The sequence below is a fragment of the Ignavibacteriota bacterium genome (genome assembly GCA_016716225.1).
GTDB lineage: Bacteria > Bacteroidota > Ignavibacteria > Ignavibacteriales > Melioribacteraceae.
This window is the reverse complement of record JADJWT010000001.1, coordinates 3800399-3825917: the sequence shown is the minus strand read 5'-3', so window position 1 is coordinate 3825917 and position 25519 is coordinate 3800399. Positions and strand designations below refer to the sequence as shown.

Below are 25519 nucleotides of genomic sequence, written 5' to 3'. Positions count from 1 at the left end.
GTAAAATATGGATAGAAGAAGATTCATAAAACATGTAAGTGTAACTGCTGCTGGTATTGCAGTTTCTCCATATATTTTTGAAGCATGTGCAAATAAAAAACGTATGAATATCTTATTCATAATGAGTGATGATCATGCATATCAAGCTATTAGCAGTTATGGAGGGAAATTAAATTTAACGCCAAATATTGATAGACTTGCAAAAGAAGGAGTACTATTTGAAAAAAGTTTTGTTACAAATTCAATATGTGGACCAAGCCGTGCATGTATGCTTACCGGGAAATATAATCACATAAATGGAATGATTGATAACAGAACAACCTTTGATGGATCACAACAAACTTTTACAAAACTACTGCAAAAAGATGGATATTTAACTGCAGTTGTTGGTAAATGGCATCTTAAAAGTGAACCGGTAGGTTTTGATTATTGGAATATTTTACCGGATCAAGGTGAATATTATAATCCGGATTTTATTGAAATGGGGGCAAAAAAAAGAGTGGAAGGATATGTTACTGATTTAACTACGGAATTTGCACTTAATTGGTTGGATAATTTAGACAAGAGTAAACCATTTTGTTTATTGCTTCATCACAAAGCTCCGCATAGAAATTGGATGCCGGAACCGGATAATTTAAATTTATATGATGATAAGGAATTTCCGCTTCCCGATACATTTTTTGATGATTATAAAACAAGAAGTGAGGCCGCAAAAAATCAAACAATGAAAATTGATGAAGATATGTATATTGATTACGATTTAAAAGTTCCAATTGATGAAAATGAAAAATCTAAATTTAAAAATGAAAAGATTAATAATAATTGGTGGAAAAGTTCATTTGATAGATTAACTGATGAACAAAGATCAATTTGGAACAATGCTTATGATGATGAAAATAAATTTTTTAAGGAAAGTAATTTAACCGATGAAGAATTAGCCAAATGGAAATATCAGAGATATATAAAAGATTATTTAAGGTGTATTGCTTCTGTTGATGAGAATGTTGGGAAAGTATTGGATTATTTAAAAGAAAATAATTTGGAAGACAACACAATTGTGGTTTATACTTCTGATCAAGGATTTTATTTAGGCGAACATGGTTGGTTTGATAAACGATTCATGTATGAGCAATCTTTAAGGACTCCTCTAATAATAAAAGTTCCTTATGGTGAAAAGGGAATTGTCAATAATGAAAATATGGTTGTAAATATTGATTATGCTCCAACATTTTTAGAATATGCAAATGTTCCAATTCCTACAGATATGCAAGGGAATTCACTTAAGAAAATATTAGAAGGAAAGAATCCATCTGATTGGCGGAAATCAATTTATTATCATTATTTTGAATATCCGGCTGAACATAGCGTTAAAAGACATTATGGGATTAGAAATTCTCGTTATAAGCTAATTCATTTCTATTATGATATTGATGCTTGGGAACTTTATGATTTAGAGAAGGATCCAAATGAATTAAACAATGTTTATGAGAATCAAGAATATCAGTCTGTAATATCTGAAATGAAAATTGAACTTCAAAAGTTACAAGAAAAATATGATGATACAGATTTGACAAAGTTTTTGCCTCAAAAAAATATTAAAATAAATCATAAGGGAATTGGCGGAAAAATATCGTTTGAATTTCCATTCAGTAAAAAATATTCTGGCGGAGATGTTAATGCATTGTTAGATGGAATTTGCGGGCCGGAAAAAATGACTTCTAGTGCTGATTTATCTATATGGCAAGGTTTTGAAAAAAATGATCTTGTTGCCAACATTGATTTTGGTAAAGAAATTGAAATCAGTAAAATAAAAATTGGTTTTTTACAATTCCTTGAATCGTGGATATTTTTACCCGAATGGGTTGAAGTCTCATATTCAAATGGAAGTGATATAATTTTCAGTAAATCATTTAGAAAATCCGATTTGAAATCTACGATTATCTTTAAAGAAAATTTTTCTTTTACTTTCAAGAAAATTAAAACAAATAAATTAAAAATTTTTGCAAAGAATGTTGGAATTTGTCCTAATTGGCATATAGGTTCCGGCAATTCGGCATGGCTTTTTTCAGATGAAATTATAATTGAGTAATTTGAATAAATAATTAACAACAAACATCTTAAGGTAAATTATGAAACTTAAAACTATTCCAATATTTTTAACATTTCTTGTAATGGGTGTTGCAGATGCAATGGGACCAATGGCAAGTGCAGTTGAAAAAAATTATGAATTAAGTGCAGTTGTTGCAACTTTGCTTACATTTTTTGTATTTATTGCTTTTGCGGTTTTTAGTGTTCCTGGTGGAGTTTTGGCAGCTCGCATTGGAAAAAAGAATTTATTATTGATAGGATTAGGTTTAAACATTGTAGCAATGGCAATACCTACTTTTATAGATCCCGGTTTTACATTACTTGTAATATGTATTTTTCTGTTAGGTGTGGGCACAACTTTTCTTCAAGTCGCTGGAAATCCAATTATGTATGATGTAAGTGAAGAAGGAAAGTATAGTAGGAATCTTGCATTAGCTCAAGGAATTAAAGGGCTTGGTTCATCCGGCTCTGCGTATTTAGTTGGTTTAGTATTAATACTTCCAATTTTTGCTACTATGGGATGGAGAGGTGTTTTCCCAGTATTTTTATTATTCATGATAATTGCATTTGTTTCTGTTGCATCTTTAAAAGTGAATGAAACAAAATCTGATGATCCTCCAAGTATTTCATCATCTTTAAAACTTTTAAATGAACCAGTATTTGCTTTAGCTGTATTAGGAATATTTCTCTATGTTGGTGCTGAAGTCTGTATGGCACGTTTCTTAAAACCATCATTGGAAAGTTTTGGATTCTCTGCAGATAAAGCTGCATTATGGGGACCAACAGTTTTTTTTGGAACTATAACTTTTGGCAGATTAGTTGCCGGAAGTATAAATATTAACGCAAGAACTTTTTTTAGAATTTCTGCTGTACTTGGATTATTAGGGGTGATATTAATTATGACTGGACAAGAATATTTATCTATTATTGGAATTATTTTGGGCGGTTTAGGATTCGCAAATATTTGGCCAATGTTATTCTCAATTACAATTGAAGAAAAACCAGAAAGATCAAGTGAGCTTTCCGGCTTAATGGTTATGGCAATTAGCGGTGGAGCAATTGTTCCATTAATTATGGGAGAATTGGTTGATAGAGATTTATTAACTCTTGCTTATATTGTTCCGGCAATTTGCTTTGCATATTTATTGGTATTATCACTAAAAGGAAAGAAAAAAATTGCTTAGAATTATTAGAATAATTTGCTCGAATTTGACTTAATTAAAAATTGTAAATAAAATCTCACAATTATAAGGTTTAAAATGAATTTTGAAAATGATAAAAGACTTGTTATGACACTTGATGCCGGCGGTACAAATTTAGTGTTTACAGCAATTCAAGGAAATAAACAAATTTTAGATGAAATAAAATATCCATCTCAACCAACAGATCTGGAAAAAATGTTATCAACTTTGGTTGAAGGTTTTAATGAAGTAAAATCAAAATTAAAAGAAGAGCCGGTAGCAATTAGTTTCGCATTTCCCGGACCAGCAGATTATCCAAATGGAATTATTGGAGATTTGCCTAATCTTCCAGCATTCAGAGGTGGTGTTGCACTTGGTCCTTTCTTACAAAATAAATTCAGCATTCCAGTTTTCATCAATAATGATGGAGATCTTTATGCTTATGGAGAAGCAATTTTTGGATTCCTTCCGGAAATTAATAAAAAATTAAAAGAAGCTGGTAGTCCGAAACAATATAAAAATTTATTTGGACTTACACTCGGTACCGGTTTTGGTGCTGGTATTGTTCGAGATGGAGAATTATTTACTGGTGATAATTCTGGTGCCGCAGAAATTTGGTTGATGCGAAATAAACTTTCACCCAAATTAAATATTGAAGAACATGGAAGCATCAGAGGCATAAAAAAGGTTTATGCAGATATTGTTGGTATTTCACCGATAGAATCTCCGGAACCAAAAATTTTATTTGAAATTGCAAACGGTGTAAAAGAAGGTAATAAAGAAGCAGCAATTACAGCTTTTAAAACAATGGCTGAAGCTGTAGGGGATTCAATATCAAATGCTATAACTCTAATTGATGGACTCATTGTAATTGGGGGAGGATTATCTGGCGCATCTGATTTATTTATGCCTCATTTAGTAAACGAAATGAATTCCAATTTTATAAGAGAAGATGGATCTGAATTTAGAAGATTGACTCAAAAGATTTATAATTTAGAATCAGAAAATGAACTTGCAAATTTTTTAAAAGGTTCTACAAAAGAATTAGAAATAATTGGTTCCGATAAAAAAATTAAGTATGATCCGGAAACAAGAATTGGTGTTGGAATTTCCAAAATTGGTACAAGCTTAGCAATTTCATTGGGTGCTTATGCGTTTGCAATAAATCAATTAAATAAATAGTTAAAAATTTAAGGAAAAATAGAAAGTATGTTAAGATATAAAAATAATCCGGTTGTGAAAAATTCAGATATTCCCAATATCAAACCGCATTTGATTGATGCAACATCTGTGTTTAATCCCGGTGCAATAAAATTTGGAAATAAGTATTTGCTAATGTTAAGAGTTCAAAATAGAGGAAGAAGAACTTTTTTCGTTATGGCTGAAAGTGAAGATGGCTTAAAATATAATGTTGAAAATAAAATAGTTGAATTAGAAGGTTTGGAAAATCTTGGTGGAAAACTTTATCACATGTATGATCCTAGAATTACAAAAATTGAAAATGAATATTTTATAATGTTTGCAATGGATATTGATAATTATTGCAGTCTCGGTTTAGCAAAAACAAATGATTTTCAAAAGTTTAATTTTCTTGGAGTAGTCTCGGAAAAGAATGTTCGCAACGGTGTCTTATTTCCAGAAAAAATAAATGGCGAATATTATAGATTCGAACGACCAAATACTGCACAAATTGAAGGCGGTCCATTAACCGGAAATTCTATTGTTGTTTCAAAATCAAAAGATATTTTAAATTGGGAAAGAATAGCCATTGTTGCAGAAGGTAATAAATTTTATTGGGATGAAATGGTTGGAAGCAGCACTCCGCCAATTAAAACAAAAAAAGGCTGGATTCACACTTATCATGGAATTGCAATGCATTATGCTCCAATTTATCAAATGGGTGTAATGCTTCATGATTTAGAAAAGCCCGCAAAAGTAATTTCGAGGGGAACTCAAAATATTTTGGAACCAAGAGAGATTTATGAATTAGCTGGACAAGTACCAAACGTTGTATTCCCAACTGGAATTATTGTCGAAGAATTCGACACAGAAGGTTTTGCCAAAGAAAATTCAGAAGTGAAAATATATTATGGAGCTGCTGATACATCAGTTTGCTTAGTTACAACAACTGTTGAAGAATTAATTCACCATTGTTTTGAATAAATTTTAAGTGAAATTTTATGAGGAAAATTAGACAAGGATTTATCTTCTTACTTTTCTTAGTTGTAAATATTACATCACAACAACTTGGAAATAATACGAAATTAATTAAACAATTTAATTTTGCTTTAAAGTCAAAAAATCATTTGGAAGGATTTTCAAAAAATATTGGCGCAAATGATTTTATTTATCACAGTCTTAGAACGGATGTAACTCAAGGCTTGCTTACAAGATGTACTGATGGTAATATGTCAATTGAATGGGAAACCCAAAATATTCCGGAGAATCTTGCAAAGGGTTTGTGGTTTACGTGGATTGCAGCAGTTGACATGAAAGGCAATGGTCAAAAATTTGATGTTTTTTTTAATGATGTAAAACGTTTTGAATTTATTAGCGGAAGAGATGAAGATAGAAAATTTGAAAATCCCGAAGGAGGAATTTTAGAGTTTACAACAATTGAACTTGATCAGCATAATGATGCACATGGTTACATGTCTTTGTATGCTCCTAAAAGTTGGATAAAACCTAATCAAACAGTCAAAATTAAAATTGTTGGTGAAGCTGCGGGAAACAATACTTGGCTGATTGTTTTCAAATCATCAGATGTAATTTCTTATATTCAAAATTTAGCGAAATTTGAAACTTGGTTAAATGTCGATTTCCAAAATGATGAAAAAACAATTCTTAATTTTACTGCTCCGATAACTTATAAAGATAAAAGACTGAATATAAAAATTGGTTCAAATAATTATGATGTTTTATTGAAAGAAGATAAAAATCATTCCACTGGAGAATTAAATTTAAATATCAAAAATATCTTTAATTCAAGATTTATTGTTAATGATGAAAACTCTGAATTAATTGATTTACCAAATCTAAAGAATGAATTTAAAACTCAGAAACTTTTAGAAAATTCAGTTTTAAATAATGAAATAATAAAATCTGAAAATAACACAAAAATAATTTGTGAAAGGATTTATAAACCTTTTACCGTTAAAAATCTTCTCAACTTATCTAACTCTAAACTCAGCAAAGGACAAATTCATCTAATGAATTCCAGTCATCAAGATATTGCATGGATGGATAGTCCGGAAAAATGTGTTATTGAAAGAGATACAATGCTTCTTACTCCGCTTATTAAAACAGCAATTGAATCAAATCCGGAATATCGGTTTGATATTGAAGATGCTTTAATGATTAAGGAATATATCGAGAGGCATCCAGATCAAAAAGCAACTTTACAAAAATTATTAGATGATGGAAAAATATCATGCGGTGCAAGTTACATTCAGCCTTATGAAGAAATGTATTCTGGTGAATCGCTTGTTCGTCAATTTTATTTTGGTAGAAAATGGTTAAAAGAAAATTTTAATTATAATGCTAAAGTTTATTGGAATGTTGATGTTCCCGGCAGAGTTTTACAAATGCCTCAAATTTTGAAAAAGTCCGGTGTTGATTATTTGATGATTAGCAGATTTCAAAAAGGAATTTATAATTGGTATAGTCCGGATAGTTCATTTGTTACGACTTTTTCTCCCGGACATTATGCAGATGCTTTCACTCATTTACAAAAAGATGTTTATGATGCTGCCAATTATATTGCAGAATCTTCATTAAGCTGGGAAAAATATTTCTTAAATAATTCTGAAAAAAATATCATCCCACTTTTATCGGATTGGGATATGAGTCCAGCAAAAGATTATAGCCACATAATAAAGAACTGGGAAAGTATTAATGAAATAGAAACGAATGTTGGATCAAAATTAAAATTTCAGCTCCCTAAATTTAAAATTCAAACTGCTGATGAATTTTTAGATAATTTCGTTTCAGCTGCATCTGAAATTCCTCAAATTAAAGGAGAGAGGCCAGCAGTGTGGCTTTATATTCATGGGCCATCTCATTATCAAGCATTAAAAGCAAGTAGAGAAGCAGATATTTTGTTAACAGTTGCAGAAAAATTTGCATCAATTAATTCACTTACTTCAAATAGTTTTGGTAATTATCCTTCTAAACAAATTAATGATGCTTGGGAAGCAAAGATTTATCCGGATCATGGTTGGGGAGGTAAGGAAGGACAAACGACAGATGATCTCTTTTTAAGTAAATTCGTTCATGCAAAAAATGAAGCTAAAAATTTAGTTGAGATTTCTACTAATTCAATAGCTTCAAAAATAAATACTGATAAGGAAAAAGGTATTCCTATTGTTGTTTTTAATAGTTTAAACTGGGAAAGAAATGATGCGGTTGAATTTGTGATAAATTTTGATAAAGGAAAAATTCGGTTTCCAAAATTGGTTAATCTAAAAAATGAAAATATCCCAATTCAAATAATTGATAAAGAAATTTATGAAGATGAAAGTTTAAAGTTTGCGAAAATAAATTTTATTGCTGAAAATATTCCATCAATTGGGTACAATACTTTTTATTTGATAGATTCTAAAATCAACGAAAATATTAAACAGAGTAATATTTACGAAACTCAGTTCTATAAAGTTAAATTTGGTAACGGAGGATTAGAAAGTATTTTTGACAAAGAATTAAATGTTGAATTACTGGATATATCTTCTTTTAAAGGTGGTGAAGTTTTCACAATGAAATCAGAAGGAAATGGAGCTGGAGAATTTTCAGATATTCAGCAGCCGACTATGGAAGGGTTTGATAAAACAAGTAATTATAAAACTGATTGGAAACTTATTGAAAATGGAGATGTCTTTAGTTCATTTTTATCACGACAAAAAATTAGAAATGCTGTTGTTGAACAAAAAATAATTTTATATAAAAATATTAAACGAATTGATTTTGATATTGCATTGAAAAATTGGGAAGGCGTACTTTACAGAGAATACAGAATGGCTTTACCAATAAATATTAGAAATGCTCAAGTATCCTATGAAACAGCATTTGGAGTTGTTAATGTTGGTGAAGATGAGCTTAAAGGTTCGGCTGGCGAAAGATATACAACTGAGTGCAAGGAAATTCATCCGCGTGGAATTGAAAATTGGATTGGTGCAAATGGTAACCAGTTTGGTGTTACTTTAAGTTCATGCGTTGCTGTTGCTGATTATATTGATCCGACAAATTTGAATTCTGATATAACAATTCTTCAACCAATTTTATTAGCATCAAGAAAAAGCTGTCATGGTGAAGGAAATGAATATCTGCAAACCGGAAATCACCATTACAATTTTAGTTTTACTTCTCATAAAAGTGGTTGGGATAATGGATTTCAATTTGGAAAGCAAGCTAATGAAAAATTAATTGTTGTTGTTAATCCAAATAAATTTGAAAATGCTGAACTTAATGAAGTTGAAAGTTTCTTCAAAACAAATGAATCAAATGTAATTATTTCAACAATCAAGAAATCTGAAGATGATAGCTCAATAATTGTAAGATGTTTTGATATTCTTGGGAAAGATAACGAAATAGAAATTTTGAGTTTTTCAAAAATAAAATCGGCAATATTAACAAATTTAATTGAAGAAAATATAACGCAGATTCCTAACAATGAAAATTCTATTAAAATTAAATTAGGCAACAATTCAATAGAAACAATAAAAATATCACCTAAGTTTGATTAAAACTTTATGGCTATTTTATTCAAGTTTGCATATAGCAATATTAAAAATTAAAAAAAACACAAGAAAAATATGAAAAGAAAAATTGTATTAATATTACTCAGCTTTTTAACTTCTCAAATTATTGGACAAAAATATCCATATCAAAATAGAGATTTACCAGTTGAACAAAGAGTAGAAGATCTACTATCAAAAATGACTTTAGAAGAAAAATTTTGGCAAATGTTTATGATTCCCGGGGATTTGAGTGATGGAAAAGAAAAATATAAAAATGGAATTTTTGGTTTTCAAGTTTCAACAAAAGGCACCTCAAGCAATGCAGCAGAACAGCTTTTAAGTTATGGCAAATCCGGTTCTGCTGAATCTGTTGCAAATAAAATCAATGAAATTCAAAAATATTTTGTAGAAGAAACTCGCTTGGGAATTCCAATCATTCCTTTTGATGAAGCACTTCATGGTTTAGTTAGAGATAATGCAACAGCATTTCCTCAAGCTATTGGTCTTGCAGCAACTTGGAATACTGATTTAATGAAAGATGTTGCTCATGCAATAGCAACAGAAGTTAAATCAAGAGGAATAAGACAAATACTTTCTCCCGTAATAAATATTGCACGAGATGTTCGTTGGGGAAGAGTTGAAGAAACTTATGGGGAAGACCCTTATCTAACTTCAGAAATGGGCGTTGCATTTGTTTCCGAATTTGAAAAAATGGGAGTAATTACAACTCCAAAACACTTTGCAGCAAATGTTGGTGATGGAGGAAGGGACAGCTATCCAATTCATTTTAACGAAAGGCTAATGGAGGAAATATATTTCCCGGCATTTAGGAATACAGTTCAAAAAGGGAATGCGTTATCATTAATGATTTCTTACAATTCATATGATGGAACTCCATGCACAGCAAACGATTGGCTATTGAATAAAAAACTTAAAAACGAATGGGGATTTAAAGGATTTGTTATTTCAGATGCCGGTGCAATTGGCGGCGCTAATGTATTACATTTTACAACAAAGAATTATGCTGAATCAACTAAAGAATCTATTGATGGTGGATTGGATGTAATATTTCAAACTTCTTATGAACATTTTCCACTTTTTTATGAAGCTTTTGGAAAAGGAATGATTAGCAATGAAGATATTAATGCTGCGGTCAAAAGAGTTTTGACTGCAAAGTTTAATTTAGGACTTTTTGAAAACCCATATGTTGATGCAAGTGTTGCAAATAACTTTAATGCAAATGATGAACATCGAGCTTTAGCAAAGAAAGCGGCTTTGGAATCAATTGTTTTGCTAAAAAATGAAAATAATTTGCTGCCAATCAATAAGGAAAAAATTAAAAAAATTGCAGTGATTGGAGAAGATGCAGTTGAAGCAAGACTTGGCGGATACAGCGGTCCCGGAAATAATGTTGTAAATATTCTTGATGGAATAAAAACCAAAACTAAAAATTTTGCACAAGTTGAATATCTTCCTGGTTGTGGCAGAGAAGATCAACTTTCTAAAATTGTACCAACAGAATTTCTCATATCAGAATATAATGGAAAAGAACAGAACGGTTTAATCGGAAAGTATTATGATAATCCGAATTTCACTGATGAACCTAAATTTACAAAGTTGGATGAATCAATAAATTTTAGATGGACTTTATTTTCACCGGATCAAGAAAAATTAGATTATGATTGGTACTCTGTTATTTGGGATGGGAAAATTCTTGGACCGATTGATGGTTTTGTAAATATTGGAATTGAAGGAAATGATGGTTACAAAATTTTTATAAATAATGAATTGGTAATTGATAATTGGATTCAGAAATCATACAATACAAAATTAGTGCCGTATAAATTTGTAAAAAATAAATCTTATGATATTAAAATAAAATTCTACACAACTTCCGGAAATGCAAGGGTTAAGTTAATTTGGGATGCAAATGTTAATAATGAATCAAATAAAAAAATAAATGATGCTGTAAGTTTAGCTGCGAAAAGTGATATTGCTGTTGTAGTTGCGGGAATTGAAGAAGGTGAATTTCGTGATAGAGCATTTTTAAATTTACCCGGCAAACAAGAAGAAATGATCAAGAAAATTTCTGAAACCGGAACACCTACAATTGTACTTTTAGTTGGGGGAAGTGCAGTTGTTATGCAGAATTGGATCAATAATATTCCGGCAATACTTGATTTATGGTATCCCGGAGATGAAGGGGGAAATGCAGTTGCTGATGTTTTATTTGGTGATTTCAATCCCGCTGGCAGATTGCCAATTACATTCCCGATTGATGAATCGCAACTTCCGTTGTATTACAATCATAAACCAACGGGAAGAGGTGATGATTATGAGAATCTTACGGGTCAGCCAATGTTTCCATTTGGCTTTGGCTTAAGCTATACAAATTTTGCGTACTCGAATTTAACATTAAATAAAAAGAAATTTGCAATTGGTGAAAATATCAATTTAGAATTTGATTTAAAAAATATTGGAAATTTTGATGGAGATGAAGTTGTTCAGTTGTATATAAAAGATTTGTTTGCTTCAGTTGCCCGACCAATTTTAGAACTTAAAGGATTTCAAAGAATAAATCTAAAAGTTGGTGAAACAAAAAAAGTTAACTTTACAATTAGACCGGAACAATTAGAAATGCTTGATAAAAATCTTAATAGAATTATTGAACCCGGCGAATTTAGAATAATGATAGGCACTTCATCAAAAGATATAAAAATGAGAGAAAAAATTTCGGTTGAGTAAATTTCAAATTTGATAGGAGTTTAAATGGAGAATATCTCAAGACGAAAATTTATTGTTGACGTTGGAAAAGGTATATCTATAGCCGCTTTAGCTCCATACATTTCTTCATGCGAATTGCTTTCCGAAGATGAACTTCCAAATATTGTTTTAATTTTTACCGATGATCTTGGCTATGCGGATATAGGATCATTTGGAGCAAAAGGTTACAATACACCAAATCTTGATAAAATGGCAAAAGAAGGAATGATCTTCACAGATTTCCATGTTGCCACAGCTGTTTGCAGTGCATCCAGAGCTGCTTTGCTGACCGGTTGTTATTCAGAGCGGGTAAGTATTAGAGGTGCATTAAATCATTCTGCAACCATTGGATTAAATCCCAAAGAAGAAAACATTGCTAAACTTTTGAAAAAGAAAAATTATAAAACTGCCATTTTTGGTAAATGGCATTTGGGACATCACAAACAATTTTTACCTTTACAGCAAGGTTTTGATGAGTTTTTTGGTTTGCCATATTCTAATGATATGTGGCCGGTTGGATTTGACGGAAAACCCGCTGAAAATTTTAAAAGTTTTTATCCGGAGTTAAAATTAATTGATGGAAATGACCAAGTTGAATCAGTCAAAAATTTGGATGACCAAGCTCAGCTTACAACAAAATATACTGAACGAGCTGTAAATTTTATTAATAAAAATTCAAAGAATAGATTTTTCTTATATCTTGCTCATTCAATGCCACATGTTCCAATTGCGGTTTCTGATAAATTCAAAGGAAAAAGTAAAAAGGGTTTATTTGGTGATGTTATCATGGAAATTGATTGGTCTGTTGGTGAAGTAATGAAATCATTGAAAGAAAATGAGATTGATCAAAATACATTGGTAATATTTACAAGTGATAATGGTCCTTGGTTAAATTTTGGAAATCATGCTGGTTCTGCTTATCCTTTGAGAGAAGGTAAAGGAACAATGTGGGAGGGAGGTGCAAGAGTTCCTTGTGTTATAAGGTGGCCTGAAAAAATTAAATCAAATCTTAAATGCGAAAAAATGGCTTCGACAATAGATTTTCTGCCAACAATAGCTGCTATTACCGAATCCAAACTTCCAGAAAACAAAATTGATGGAGTGAACATTTTACCATTGCTAAAAAATGAAAAAGACGTAATGCCAAGAGATGAATTTTGGTACTTCTATGATTATGATTTGATTGCTGTTAGAAAGAATGAATGGAAATTATATTTTCCTTGCACTCAACGTAGTTACGAAGGTATGGAGGTAGGTAAAGATGGATTTCCCGGACCAACTTGGCAAAAAACAATTGATTATCAATTGTATAATTTAGATGAAGATATTGAAGAACAAAATAACGTATTTGATAAATATCCTGAAATAGTTGAGAAGCTCAAAAAGATTGGCGAAAAAGCTAGATATGAACTCGGTGATCGATTAACCGGAATTAAAGGTAATGAAAACAGAGAGCCTGGTAGAATTGGAGAATCACGAGTTAAGTTTGAAAATCATCTTGCGGTCGGTAAAAATGTACAATTAAGTACAAACCCAAACAGTAAATATGGTAAAGGCGAAAGTAAAATTATTAGCGATGGATGGTTAGGTTCACTTGATTACAATGATGGCAAATGGCTTGGATTTGAAGAAGTAGATTTTGAAGCTATAATTGACTTGACTGAAATTCGGAAAGTTAATAAAATTTCTGCAAGTTTTTTGCAAAATCAAAGTTCATGGATTTTTCCTCCTAAAAGTGTTAATGTAAAAATTTCTCAGGATGGTAATTCTTATATTGATATCAAATCAATTCATAATAAAATTGAACCTTCATTTAACATCGAAACAAAAGTATTTGAATTTGGTTTAAATAATTTGAGTAGTAGATTTATAAAAATTTCCGCAAAGAATATTAAGGTATGTCCGGATTGGCATAGTGGTAAAGGAGGAAAAGCTTGGTTGTTTATAGATGAAATAATAATCAAATAAATTTTAAACAATTTATGAGTATTAAAATGAAAAATTTTAAAATGATTTTTTTCCTCTCCATTTTACTTCTAAGCTGTGGCCCAAAAGACTATTTAAAAGAGACTCAATCTAATAAAGAAGAAAGAATGGAATGGTGGACAGATGCAAAATTTGGGATGTTTATCCATTGGGGAATTTACTCAGTTCCAGCTGGTTGGTATAAGGGGGAAATGGTATCTGGAATTAGCGAATGGATTATGGACGCTGCAAAAATTCCAGTAAAAGAATATGAAAAATTTGCAGCTGAATTTAATCCGGTAGAATATGATGCTGAGAAATGGGTGAAAATAGCAAAGCAAGCTGGAATGAAATATATTGTTATAACTTCTAAACACCATGATGGATTTAGTATTTGGAATTCAAAAATTACAAATTATGATATTGTTGATTTTACTCCATACAAAAAAGATTTACTAAAACCACTAGCGGCAGCATGCAAAAAAGAAGGAATAAAATTAGGCTTTTATCATTCCATAATGGATTGGCATCATCCAAATGCAACAAAGGAAAATTTTGCAAAATATAGAGATGAATATTTAATTCCACAGCTCGAAGAACTTCTAAAAGAATTTGATAATCTTTCAATTCTTTGGTTTGATGGTGAATGGATTGATGAATGGACAGAAGATCAAGGAAAAAGTTTATACAATCATTTAAGAAATATCAAACCGGAATTAATTATTAATAATAGAGTCGGAAAAGGTCGCGATGGAATGCAAGGAATGAATAAAGAAGCAAATTCTGCCGGTGATTTTGGAACACCCGAACAAGAAATATTGGAAACAACTTCTGCATTTCCTTGGGAAGCATGCATGACGATGAATGATTCTTGGGGTTATAAAAAAGGTGATGAAAACTGGAAATCTGCAGAAACAATAATTTATAATATAATTGATATTGCTTCCAAAGGCGGTAACTATTTATTAAATGTTGGTCCAGATTCAAAAGGCAATATTCCTCAAGCCAGCATTGAAAGATTAACAAAAGTAGGTGAATGGATGAACAAGAATTCTGAAGGAATTTATTACACAAGACCGATAAAAAATTATTTTGAAGGCGAAAATATTAAATATACAAAATCAAAAAATTTAGAAAATTATTTTGCATTTATACTAAAAAAACCAAAATCTGATACTATTAAAATTAAATATGTAGCTCCAAAAGAAAATTCAAAAATGCAGATATTAAATTCAGAGGATGTAAAATTTTCGAAACAAGGTTTTGAGACAAAGATATTTTTACCGTCAAATCTTAGTGAAAATGATTTCCCAATTTGCATAAAAATTATTGGCGAAGAAAATAAGATCGCTTCAAAACCGGTTATCAAAATTGATAATTCTGAAATAAAAGAAAGTTATTTATTTCAAAATAATATTCAAGTAGAACTACAATCTAACGATGAGAATTCTGAAATAAGATTTACTTTTGGAGAGAATAAACCAAATGAAAATTCCGAGCTTTATAAAACAAAAATACTTATTGATGAATCTGAAAAAATTAATACAATTACATTTAAGGATGGATATGTTGAAAGTCCAATAAATTCAGTACAATTCTATAAAATTAAGTCAGTAGAAAACATTGAGCTAAAAAATTTACCCGAAGAAAAATATTCAAAAATTGGAAAATTGATTTTAGTTGACGGAAATCGCGGTTCCGGAAATTATAATGATGGAAATTGGCTGGGATTTGAAGGTAAAAATTTTGAAGCAATTTTAGATTTTGGAGAAAATAAATTTGTAAAAACAATTAACTTAGGTTGCTTATCAAACTTAAATTCTTGGATATTTTTACCCAAAAAAGTTTCGTTTTATATATCTAATGATAACATTAATTTTGAAGAAATTTCCGTTATAGATTATAGTGTTAGTAAAAATGAAAATCAGAAACCATTTACAAAAGATTTTTCGGCAAATGTAAATTCTAATGCAAAATACATAAAAATAGTTGCGGAAAATTTAAATGAATGTCCAAATTGGCACAAAGGCAGCGGTGGTAAAGCTTGGATGTTTATTGATGAAATAATTATTGACTAATTTTTAAAAAAATAAAATATAAATGAAAAGTATTATTCAAAATTTCGAAAATGCAAAAGAAGTTTATTCATCATTTGGTGTTAATGTTGATGAAGCTTTAGAAAGATTGCGGAAATTTTCCATTTCAGTACATTGCTGGCAAGCCGATGATGTTGCCGGATTTGAAAAGCCCAATTCTCAATTGTCCGATGGCGGAATTCGAGTAACTGGAAATTATTTTGGAAAAGCAAGAACAATTAGAGAATTGCAATCTGATATGGAAAAAGTTTTTTCTCTTGTTCCGGGGAAACACAGATTTAATCTACATGCAATCTATGGAGATTTTAGTGGTAGGAAAGTTGATAGAAATGAAATTGAACCCAAACAATTTCAAAATTGGATTGACTGGGCAAAAAATAATAATCTTAAATTGGATTTTAATGCAACATGTTTTTCACATCCAAATGCTGAAAGCGGATTTACTCTAAGTAATTATGATGATGATATTAGAGAGTTTTGGATTGAACATGTTAAACGTGCGTGAAATTACAGCCTACTTTGGAAAGGAATTCAATTCTCCATCAATCCATAACTTATGGATTCCGGATGGATCAAAAGATATCCGTTATGATAAGTGGAAACCTCGGGAATTGCTTAAAGAAAGTTTGGACGAAATATTTAAAGTTAAATTCGAAAATAAGTTTATAAAAGATGCAGTTGAAAGTAAATTATTTGGAATAGGAAGTGAATCTTATGTTGTAGGTTCGCACGAATTTTATTTGGGTTATGCCTTAACAAGAAATAAAATGATATGCTTGGATATGGGACATTTCCATATATCAGAAAATGTTTCGGATAAAATAAGTTCTGTTTTGCAATTCTCAAATGAAATATTATTTCACATAAGTAGAGCAGTAAGATGGGATAGCGATCACATTCCAATTTTAAACGATGAACTAATGGAAGTTTGTGCACAAATTATTAGATATAAATTAGATTCTCGAATAAATTTAGCTTTGGATTTTTTTGATGGCTCTGTAAATAGATTAGGTGCTTATGTACTTGGAATAAGATCAACTTTAAAAAGTCTTTTATCAGCTTTACTTGAACCGATAGAAAAAATTAAAAAATTAGAATCAGAAAATAATTATTTAGCAAGATTAGCAGCATTGGAAGAAATTAAATTCAATCCAATTGGTGCTGTTTGGGATTATTATTGTTATTCAAATAATGTATCGCTTGAAAGAGAATGGATAAAAGAAATGAATAATTACGAAAATAAAATTTTGTGCAGTAGAAAATAATTCTCCCAAATTCTATTTGAGGATGTATGAAAAAAAACAATCTTAAGGATCATTTAGATTCAGTTGAAGAATTTGAACGTCAACCGGTTCCGGTAAATAAATTAAAAAGTTGGAAAAGTTTTCTTGGAATGTATGCCGGGGAACATACCGCCGGTACTGAATTTGTAATAGGTCCTTTATTTGTTGCGCATGGTGTTACAACTGTTGATTTAATTTTAGGTTTACTTGTTGGAAATTTATTAGCTGTTTTAAGTTGGTCATTTTTAACGGGACCAATTGCAGTAAAGGAAAGGATAACACTTTATTATTTATTAGAAAAGATTAGCGGAAAAAAATTAACTACAATATATAATTTAGTAAATGCTTTAATGTTTTGTTTTTTGGCTGGATCAATGATTGCTGTTTCTGCAACTGCAGTTGGGATTCCATTTGGCTTACAAATGCCAACTTTAAATGATTGGCTTCCAAATAGTATTGGGTGGATTGCTGCAGTAATTATTGTTGGCGCTTTAACAACAATTGTGGCGATGTTTGGGTACAGCGTGGTTTCAAAAGTTGCGAATATTGCCGCACCTTGGATGATTCTTGTTTTTATTAGTGCTGCAATAGCTGTTTTACCAATATTAGAAATAAATTCGATATCTGAATTTTGGACTAAAGCAGATCAAACAATCTGGACTGGAAATCCGCTTGAAGGACAAAGTAAATTTAATTTTTGGCATATTATGTTTTTTGCTTGGTTTGCTAATATGGCAATGCATATTGGAATGGCAGATTTATCAATTTTAAGATATGCAAAAAAATGGTATTACGGATTTAATTCTGCAGCGGGAATGTTTGTTGGACATTATTTTGCATGGATTGCTTCTGGAATATTATATGCTGTTTTTTTGAAGGAATCAAATTTTAGTAATGAATTTGCACCGGGACCAATTGCATATCGCGCAGCTGGATTTGCTGGGGCTTTAACTGTTATTATTGCCGGATGGACAACTGCAAACCCAACAATTTACAGAGCTGGTTTGGCTTTGCAAGCTATTCGCCCCGAATGGAAAACTTGGAAAGTTACGATGGTTGTTGGAATTATTACTACTGTTGCCTCAATGTTCCCCGCATTAGTTATGAAATTATTGGATTTTGTTGCTTTGTACGGTTTAGTTTTAATGCCAATGGGTGCGATAATTATGATGGATTTTTATATTCTTCCAAAACTTAAATTACATAGATATTTTGCTGAAAAGTTTAATAAATCATTTAATATTGCCGCCGCACTTTCTTGGAGTTTAACGTTGCTTATTAGTTTATTCCTAAACTTTTATTTTGGAATTGAAATATTTTTCTTAGGACTTCCCGGATGGTTTGTTGCTTCATTTATTTTTGTTTTAGGTAGTTATTTTATTCAGAAGAAATTGAATTAGGAAAATATATGAAAACTGTTTTAATGATTTTATCTTTAATCGGATTGATATCAACAATTCTACCATCAATTTTGGTTTTTACAAATGTTATTTCAATGGAAACTAATAAAATAATTATGGCAATCGGAACAATATTGTGGTTTTCTTCAGCAACATTTTGGATGAATTAAAAAATCTGAAATTATTTTACATCATAGAAAATACTGAATGAAAAATTCTTACGCCTTCAACATTATTACAAAGCCAACTGGGCCCATTTGTAATCTAGATTGCACTTATTGTTTTTATCTTGAAAAAGAAAAATTATATCCTCATAATAAGAATTGGAAAATGAATGATTCTGTTCTTGAAGAATATATTAAACAATATATTTCAACACAGGTTGTTCAAGATGTAACATTTGTTTGGCAAGGCGGCGAACCTACTATTCTCGGAATTGATTTTTTTGAGAATGCAATTCATTTGCAAAATAAATACTCAAGTGGAAAAAAAATTTTTAATTCATTTCAAACAAATGGAATTTTATTAAATGATGATTGGGGTAAATTTTTATCGGATAATAATTTTCTTGTTGGAATTTCTATTGATGGACCGGAAGAAATTCATAATAAATTCAGAATATTTAAAGGCGGTAAAAATTCTTTCGATCAAGTAATGAATGGGATTTCTATCTTAAAAAAATACAATGTTGAATTTAATACGCTAACTTGCATACAAAAAGATAATGCATATAAGCCGCTTGAAGTTTATAATTTTCTAAAAAAAATAGACAGCAGATTTATGCAGTTTATTCCAATTGTTGAAAGAAAATCAAAACAAAACAATTCAACAAAATTAAATTTAATTCCTCCGGAATTTGATGGTGAAGCAGAAGTAACTGAATGGTCTGTTGAATCATTGCAATACGGAAAATTTCTTACTGCTATTTTTGATGAATGGATTAAAAATGATGTCGGAAAATATTTTGTTCAAATTTTTGATCTTGCGCTCGAATCTTGGATTGGTCAAAAATCAAGTCTTTGTATATTTAGAGAAACTTGCGGAAGTGCTTTAGCCATTGAACATAACGGAGATCTTTACTCATGTGATCATTATGTTTATCCAGAAAATAAATTAGGGAATATAAAGACCAATTTATTGGAAACAATGGTGGATTCCGGTAAGCAAATTAAATTTGGTTTAGATAAAAAATTAACTTTACCAAACTATTGTAAAAATTGTGAATTTCTTTTTGCATGCAATGGCGAATGCCCCAAACATAGATTTATAAAATCTCCGGATGGTGAGAATAATTTAAATTATTTATGTTCTGGATATAAATATTTTTTTAATCATATAAATTTAGCAATGGAATTTATGGCAAATGAATTGCAGAATAATAGACCACCTGCAAATATTATGAAATGGATAAAAAACAAAAAATAGTATCTTCGATAATCTCAAATTAAATATTAATTATCTTTCGTTTATCAAATTATAATATTAATATTTGTAAAATTGTTTTAATTAAAATTTTGATTCAATTATTGTGAGTTGAAATTTTGAATATTATTGATTTAGAAAATGATAGAATTAGTTTAATCCAAAAATTAAACGAAAATGTTCATGACAGAATTAAACTTTTTCTCATTTCAGAATATTTTGCATTAGTACTTTCAACAAAGAATAAAATCGTTATTGAAGCGTTTACTACCGAATTTATTGAACATTATGCTGTTCTTCTTCAAAACACAATCCCTAATTTTGTTCACCCAAAAAGTTTTTCCCAAATAATTATTTTATCTAAAGAATTAGTTAACAACATTTCAATTGAAGAAATTAAAAATAAACTTTCTTATTCGATTGAAATATTTTCTGTTAAATTTGAAGAGCTACGAAAAATATTAAATGGTGAAGTTTTAGATATTAACGAGAATAAAATAAAATTTCCGGTAATAGAAAAATTTGAAAATGAAAATATTCTAAACAGCGGATTCATTGAAACAATTTCAATTTCATTAAAATTTACAAATGAAAAAAATAAATTTATCATTATTCCCAGCAATGCAAATCTGGAAGAAAAACTTTCCGATCAAATTAATATTTCATGGAATAGTGCAATAAATTTTCTTCAATCATTCATGAAATCAAAATCAAAATTTTATGAAGTTATAATTCAGTTCGATCAAAAATCCGTAAATTATATTGGAAATTCTTTTGGAACGGCAATTACAGTTTTATTCATTCAAAAATTACTTGATTTAAGCAATGCTGATTACACAATAAATATAAAGCCCGGAATTGTTATCACCGGCGGAATTAACAAAAACAATGAAATACTTTCTGTAAGTAGCGATGTTGTTGAAAAGAAAACTGAGCTTGTATTTTTTTCTGCAGAACAAACTTTTGTTGTTCCAAAAAAAGATGAAATTGCCGCTCAATTAAAATTAGTTGAATTGCAAAAAGAGTTTCCTAAACGGAAAATTTCGATTATCGCAGTGGAAAGTTTGGAAGATTTGTTTAACAGAAGAAATTTAGTTGAAATTAAAAAATTGAGTTTGGTTAAGAAAACATCAAGAAAAATTAGGAGAAATTGGAAAGCTGTTGTAATAATTTTGCCGCTTATATTAATTCTCGGATTTTTACTTTATCGCGATTGGGATGATAATCCGGCAATATTGGAATCTTCCGAAAATTCAATTTTTGTAAAAAATAAATCCGGAAAAGTTTTATGGTCACGGAAAATGGGTTACAATCCAACTATGGTGAAATATGAAACTTATTTTAGATATTACCAAAAATTGGTTGATATAAATAATGATGGAATTAATGAAGTAATTTTAGCGAATGAAGACATATCAGAATTAAATGATAAAACAAATTTTAGAAGAATTATATGTTTGGATAAAAACAAGAATGAGATTTGGAATTATAATTTTAAAGACACAATTACTACCAATTTGCAAAAAATGAATACAATTTATAGTTCATTTTTAATAGATACAGTAACTATTCAAAATAAAAAATCTTTGGTTTGTGTCGCAAATAATATTAAATCTTATTCCTCTGCTATTTTTCAATTGGATTTAAAAACCGGCAAAAGAGTAAACTCAACTTTATGGAACGCTGGCTTTATTACAAATGGAATTATTTTTGATTTTGATGGTGACGGAAAAAAAGAATTGATTGGAAACTTTGTAAATAATGGATTTGAGCAGGCTGGAATTATGCAAATTGAAATTGAAAAACTAAGTGGTCAATGTCCAACTACATCAAATTATCAATATAAATATTTACCAATTGCAGATTTAGAGGAATATATTTTGTTTCCCAAAACAGATTATACTCATTATATCAATCAGAGAATCGAAGGAATTTTATGTGGAGGAACTTTGCATCGATCTGAAGAAAATAAAATTCTGGTAAATGTTGAAATGGATATGAACAAAGCAAGTATACATTATTACTATAATTACTTATTAAATAATTTTGAAATTGTTATTGGAAATGAATTTCGCGTTATGAGAGATTCATTAGTTGTTCAAGGAAAACTAAAACCTCCGCTAACAGATACGGAAGAATACTGCAATTTGTTAAATTCCCAAATAAAATATTGGAATGGGGAGGAGTTTGTTTATAGGAGAAGTTTAGACTAACTATTTTTAATTTATTTTTAAGTTGAATTCAAATTGTTTTAAAATAATTATAGATTTTAATTCAGTTCATTATTGCCGCATTTGAAATTCTCAATCTTTAAAACAAAAAAGCCAAGCTTGGTTACTTGGCTTACAGAATTCCGACTAAGTCGGTCAAGGTGGGCAGAGACGGAATTGAACCGCCGACACAAGGATTTTCAGTCCTTTGCTCTACCAACTGAGCTATCTGCCCAAAATTTTGAGCACAAAGTTAAGGATATTCTGAAATTTTACAAAGAAAAATTTTAATAATTTTACTTTTACAAGATATTGGATAATTATAAATCTTTTAAATAATTTTTTTTATAAATTCTGTTAAAAATCAATATTTATTATTATTATTGAATTATTCCTTTATTTGGTTTAAAAATGATTAAAAAAAATCTTAATCCCATTTTTCTCGTAAAAATTTTAATATTTTGCTGTACTTTTAATCAGATTTTTCCATTTCAAAATATTGATACTACTTATATAAATTCACTTTACCAAACCGCTTGGGAACTTGCACCAACTAATTTTGAAAAATGTATTAGTTTATCGGATTCAGCTCTTAAAATATCAAAAAAAATTAATTGGGGAAAAGGATCTGTTAATTTGCTTAACTTAATTGGTGAGGCACATAGATTTAAGGGAAACATTAAAGAAGCTATCGAAAATCATATTTCAGCTTTAAAAATTGCAAAAAAATTAAATTATAAAAATGGTATTGCGGATTCTTACAGTAAATTAGGTGTTGCATATTTTCACATTTCCGACTATCCAAATGCTTATAAAAATTTTGATATTTCAGCAAAGTTATTTGAGAAGCTCAAAGATCTGAAAGGAATTAGAAATAATTATAATTACATGGGAATTTTAAAAACAACACTTGGAAGTTATTCAGAAGGAATTGATTATTTTGAAAAAGCTCTTGAAATTTCAGAAAAAATGAATGATAAGCGAGACGTAGGAATTCAACTAGGAAATATTGGTAGAGTATATTTTGAAACCAAAGATTACAGAAATGCAATTGATTGTTATAATAAAGCAATAAATGAATTTGATAAAATTAATGATGATTTTAATAAATCAATTTTTATGGGAAATGTGGGTTTATCTTATCTTAAACTTCGGGAATATAATAGAGCTTACTTTAACTTTAAATCAGTTTTATTATTTGCCGAAAAAATTGACAACAAGCTAAATGTTGCATACCAAAATATTAATCTTGGTGAATTAAAATTTACTTTTGCTGTTGATAAAGAATTACAAAATAGTGAAATCGTTAAGAAAAAAATATTAAACGAATCAATTAATTTTTCGTTAAAAGCGTTAGACATTTTTTCAAAACTTAATATTAAAGAAGAAATTCAAAACTGCAAATTATTACTTTCTAAGGCATATGAAGAATTAGGAGATTTTAACAACTCACTTGCTTATTATAAACAGGCAAGATCATTGCAAGACTCAATATATTCCGAGGAAAATAAAAAGGCAATTGCAAAACTTGAAGTTGCTCAGCAAATGATAATTAAAGACAAAGAAATTGAGATTTTGCGACAAGCAAAGCAGCATCAAGATTTTGTAAAATCGACAATTATTGGTTTTACATTTCTGTTCTTTTTAATAAGTGTATTATTTGTTTCTATGTTTCTTAAAAAAAGAAAACGAAATTTTGAACTTGAAAAAAATATTAGAATTAGAAAAGAAACAGAAACATTGCTTTTGAAAAATGAAAAAGAATTAAAAAGACACCAAGAACAATTAGAAGAATTGGTTTCACAAAGAACAAGGAAATTGGAAGAAGAAATAAATGAAAGGAAAAGAACAGAAGAAGATTTAATTTTAGCCGTTGAGCGCTCAGAAACTGCTAATAAAGCGAAAAGCACTTTTCTTGCTAATATGAGTCATGAACTTAGAACACCATTGTTTGGAATATTAGGATACTCTGAAATTCTTTCAAAAGAAATTAATGATTATGAAAAAAGGTCAATGGCTGAAGGGATTTATAGAACTGGATCAAGATTATTAAATACTCTCAGCATGATTTTAGATTTTGCAAGAGTTGAATCTGATAGATATGAAGTTAATTATAGAGAAGTTAATATTATTCCGGAAATTATAGAAATATTCAATTCATTTAAGGGAATCGCAGCAATAAAAGGTTTGGATTATGATTTAAGAATTCAAAAAGAATCTGAAATTTTATATATAGATATTTCGATGTTACGTGTTATTGTTGAAAATTTAATAAATAATGCAATTAAATTTACAGATAGTGGAAGCGTTGTTGTTGAAACTGAAAGTACAGAAAATAATGAATTTATATTAAGAGTAAGAGATACTGGAATTGGAATAAATAAAAAGAATATTCCTTTAATCTTTAAAGAATTTAAACAAATAAGTGAAGGAACAAATAAAGCCTATCCGGGGACAGGCTTAGGTTTATCAATTGCTAAAAGATATTTAAAAATTTTAAATGGCGAAATTAATGTAAAAACTGCACTAGGTTTTGGTTCAACATTTGAAATAAGATTTTCAAAAAATCAAGTTATTGTAAAACAAAGCGCTTAAATTATCTACTCCAACCCCATTGAGAAAAATGATTTAGTTGAGCTTTTTTCACTTCTAAATTTCCCAATTTGGTATCAACAATATTTTCATCATAGAGAACTTCTTCATCACCATCTAAATATTTAAAATCTAAATCTGCATAAGGAACATTTACATTTTTCAATTTCAAACTTAATAGTAGTGGTTTATCAAAAGTAGATGGGGATGGATATAAATCAACTGAATTATGATCCAAATTGAAAACCATGCTAAATTCTTTTGTTCCGATAAAAGCATTTTTAGGAATATCTAAAACTGCTTTAAGTTTGGAATTTTTACCATTTTCATTTTTCCAATTGTGTGTTACCTTAATTTTACCGCCAATTTTTCCATCAATTAAATAAGTATCAGATGAATAAGTTGCTGAAACTTTGTTTAATGAAACATTATTTTCTTGATTATTTGGATCAAGAACATTGTTGCTTTCTTGACAGCTTAATAGAAATACTAAAAATAATGATGCTAAAATAAATTTCACTTTCATAAATTCTCCGGTTAATTTAAAGTTATAATATGTGGCTTTTTATTATCGTAAAAAAAAACATAATCTTTAGTGATTTCCATCATTGCAATAAATAGAAAAATTTTTATGTGAGGTCAACTTTTATTGACAAAAAATATTAAAGCTCAATTTGATACATTTTCTAAGTTTAAATTTTGCCATAAATTATTTTCTTTTTAATTGTGTTAAAAAAAGTAAATAATCAACTAAAATTTTGGCTTAGAATTTGCGAATATCATAATG

Annotated in this window: 14 protein-coding genes, 1 tRNA gene and 1 pseudogene; 14 read left to right on the top strand and 2 right to left on the bottom strand. The window is 29.4% G+C overall.

Annotated features, from left to right (window positions below):
• Positions 1-7: 7 nt before the first annotated feature.
• The 13 genes and pseudogenes from IPM32_16540 (at position 8) to IPM32_16480 (ending at position 22143) form a co-directional block, all read left to right on the top strand.
• On the top strand, positions 8-2089 hold the full coding sequence (locus tag IPM32_16540; protein MBK8946858.1) for a sulfatase: 2082 nt from the start codon (positions 8-10) through the stop codon (positions 2087-2089).
• A gap of 40 nt (positions 2090-2129) precedes the next feature.
• A complete protein-coding gene (locus IPM32_16535) occupies positions 2130-3272 on the top strand; it encodes an MFS transporter (GenBank protein MBK8946857.1) in 1143 nt (380 codons plus the stop codon).
• Positions 3273-3347: 75 nt separating this feature from the next.
• Positions 3348-4451, top strand: a complete 1104-nt coding sequence (locus IPM32_16530) for an ROK family protein (protein ID MBK8946856.1) — start codon at positions 3348-3350, stop codon at positions 4449-4451.
• A gap of 27 nt (positions 4452-4478) precedes the next feature.
• Entirely contained in the window at positions 4479-5432 is a 954-nt protein-coding gene (locus IPM32_16525; protein MBK8946855.1) for a glycoside hydrolase family 130 protein, read from the top strand.
• A 17-nt stretch (positions 5433-5449) separates the two neighbouring features.
• Positions 5450-9007 (top strand): alpha-mannosidase, encoded by a 3558-nt coding sequence (locus IPM32_16520; GenBank protein MBK8946854.1) that lies wholly within the window; start codon positions 5450-5452, stop codon positions 9005-9007.
• Positions 9008-9076: 69 nt separating this feature from the next.
• Entirely contained in the window at positions 9077-11746 is a 2670-nt protein-coding gene (locus IPM32_16515; GenBank protein MBK8946853.1) for a glycoside hydrolase family 3 C-terminal domain-containing protein, read from the top strand.
• Between the two features lie 24 nt (positions 11747-11770).
• Positions 11771-13732: a sulfatase gene (locus IPM32_16510; protein ID MBK8946852.1), complete on the top strand. Its 1962-nt coding sequence runs from the start codon at positions 11771-11773 to the stop codon at positions 13730-13732.
• 14 nt (positions 13733-13746) lie between these two features.
• A complete protein-coding gene (locus tag IPM32_16505; protein MBK8946851.1) occupies positions 13747-15807 on the top strand; it encodes an alpha-L-fucosidase in 2061 nt (686 codons plus the stop codon).
• Between the two features lie 22 nt (positions 15808-15829).
• Positions 15830-17090, top strand: a pseudogene (locus IPM32_16500) (L-rhamnose isomerase).
• A 26-nt stretch (positions 17091-17116) separates the two neighbouring features.
• Positions 17117-18508 carry a hypothetical protein gene (locus IPM32_16495; protein ID MBK8946850.1) on the top strand — a complete coding sequence of 464 codons (1392 nt, stop codon included), beginning with the start codon at positions 17117-17119 and terminating at the stop codon, positions 18506-18508.
• Between the two features lie 8 nt (positions 18509-18516).
• Positions 18517-18678 carry a hypothetical protein gene (locus IPM32_16490; GenBank protein ID MBK8946849.1) on the top strand — a complete coding sequence of 54 codons (162 nt, stop codon included), beginning with the start codon at positions 18517-18519 and terminating at the stop codon, positions 18676-18678.
• Positions 18679-18715: 37 nt separating this feature from the next.
• Entirely contained in the window at positions 18716-19933 is a 1218-nt protein-coding gene (locus IPM32_16485; protein ID MBK8946848.1) for an anaerobic sulfatase-maturation protein, read from the top strand.
• Between the two features lie 116 nt (positions 19934-20049).
• On the top strand, positions 20050-22143 hold the full coding sequence (locus IPM32_16480; protein ID MBK8946847.1) for a hypothetical protein: 2094 nt from the start codon (positions 20050-20052) through the stop codon (positions 22141-22143).
• Positions 22144-22302: 159 nt separating this feature from the next.
• On the opposite strand, the gene IPM32_16475 is transcribed toward IPM32_16480, so the two are convergent.
• Positions 22303-22375 (bottom strand) — tRNA-Phe (locus IPM32_16475).
• A gap of 176 nt (positions 22376-22551) precedes the next feature.
• Between IPM32_16475 and IPM32_16470 the strand changes: the two genes are divergently transcribed.
• Positions 22552-24735, top strand: coding sequence for a tetratricopeptide repeat protein (locus IPM32_16470; protein ID MBK8946846.1), 2184 nt, complete (start codon positions 22552-22554; stop codon positions 24733-24735).
• Between the two features lies 1 nt (position 24736).
• On the opposite strand, the gene IPM32_16465 is transcribed toward IPM32_16470, so the two are convergent.
• On the bottom strand, positions 24737-25258 hold the full coding sequence (locus IPM32_16465; GenBank protein ID MBK8946845.1) for a hypothetical protein: 522 nt from the start codon (positions 25256-25258) through the stop codon (positions 24737-24739).
• Between the last annotated feature and the right edge of the window lie 261 nt (positions 25259-25519).

Excerpts from the sequence above, each read along its gene's own strand:
- IPM32_16470 (MBK8946846.1), top strand. The coding sequence starts at position 22,552 with ATGATTAAAAAAAATCTTAATCCCATTTTTCTCGTAAAAATTTTAATA.
- IPM32_16465 (MBK8946845.1), bottom strand. The coding sequence starts at position 25,258 with ATGAAAGTGAAATTTATTTTAGCATCATTATTTTTAGTATTTCTATTA.
- IPM32_16495 (MBK8946850.1), top strand. The coding sequence starts at position 17,117 with ATGAAAAAAAACAATCTTAAGGATCATTTAGATTCAGTTGAAGAATTT.
- IPM32_16530 (MBK8946856.1), top strand. The coding sequence starts at position 3,348 with ATGAATTTTGAAAATGATAAAAGACTTGTTATGACACTTGATGCCGGC.
- IPM32_16505 (MBK8946851.1), top strand. The coding sequence starts at position 13,747 with ATGAGTATTAAAATGAAAAATTTTAAAATGATTTTTTTCCTCTCCATT.
- IPM32_16485 (MBK8946848.1), top strand. The coding sequence starts at position 18,716 with ATGAAAAATTCTTACGCCTTCAACATTATTACAAAGCCAACTGGGCCC.
- IPM32_16490 (MBK8946849.1), top strand. The coding sequence starts at position 18,517 with ATGAAAACTGTTTTAATGATTTTATCTTTAATCGGATTGATATCAACA.
- IPM32_16525 (MBK8946855.1), top strand. The coding sequence starts at position 4,479 with ATGTTAAGATATAAAAATAATCCGGTTGTGAAAAATTCAGATATTCCC.
- IPM32_16540 (MBK8946858.1), top strand. The coding sequence starts at position 8 with ATGGATAGAAGAAGATTCATAAAACATGTAAGTGTAACTGCTGCTGGT.
- IPM32_16520 (MBK8946854.1), top strand. The coding sequence starts at position 5,450 with ATGAGGAAAATTAGACAAGGATTTATCTTCTTACTTTTCTTAGTTGTA.
- IPM32_16535 (MBK8946857.1), top strand. The coding sequence starts at position 2,130 with ATGAAACTTAAAACTATTCCAATATTTTTAACATTTCTTGTAATGGGT.
- IPM32_16510 (MBK8946852.1), top strand. The coding sequence starts at position 11,771 with ATGGAGAATATCTCAAGACGAAAATTTATTGTTGACGTTGGAAAAGGT.
- IPM32_16515 (MBK8946853.1), top strand. The coding sequence starts at position 9,077 with ATGAAAAGAAAAATTGTATTAATATTACTCAGCTTTTTAACTTCTCAA.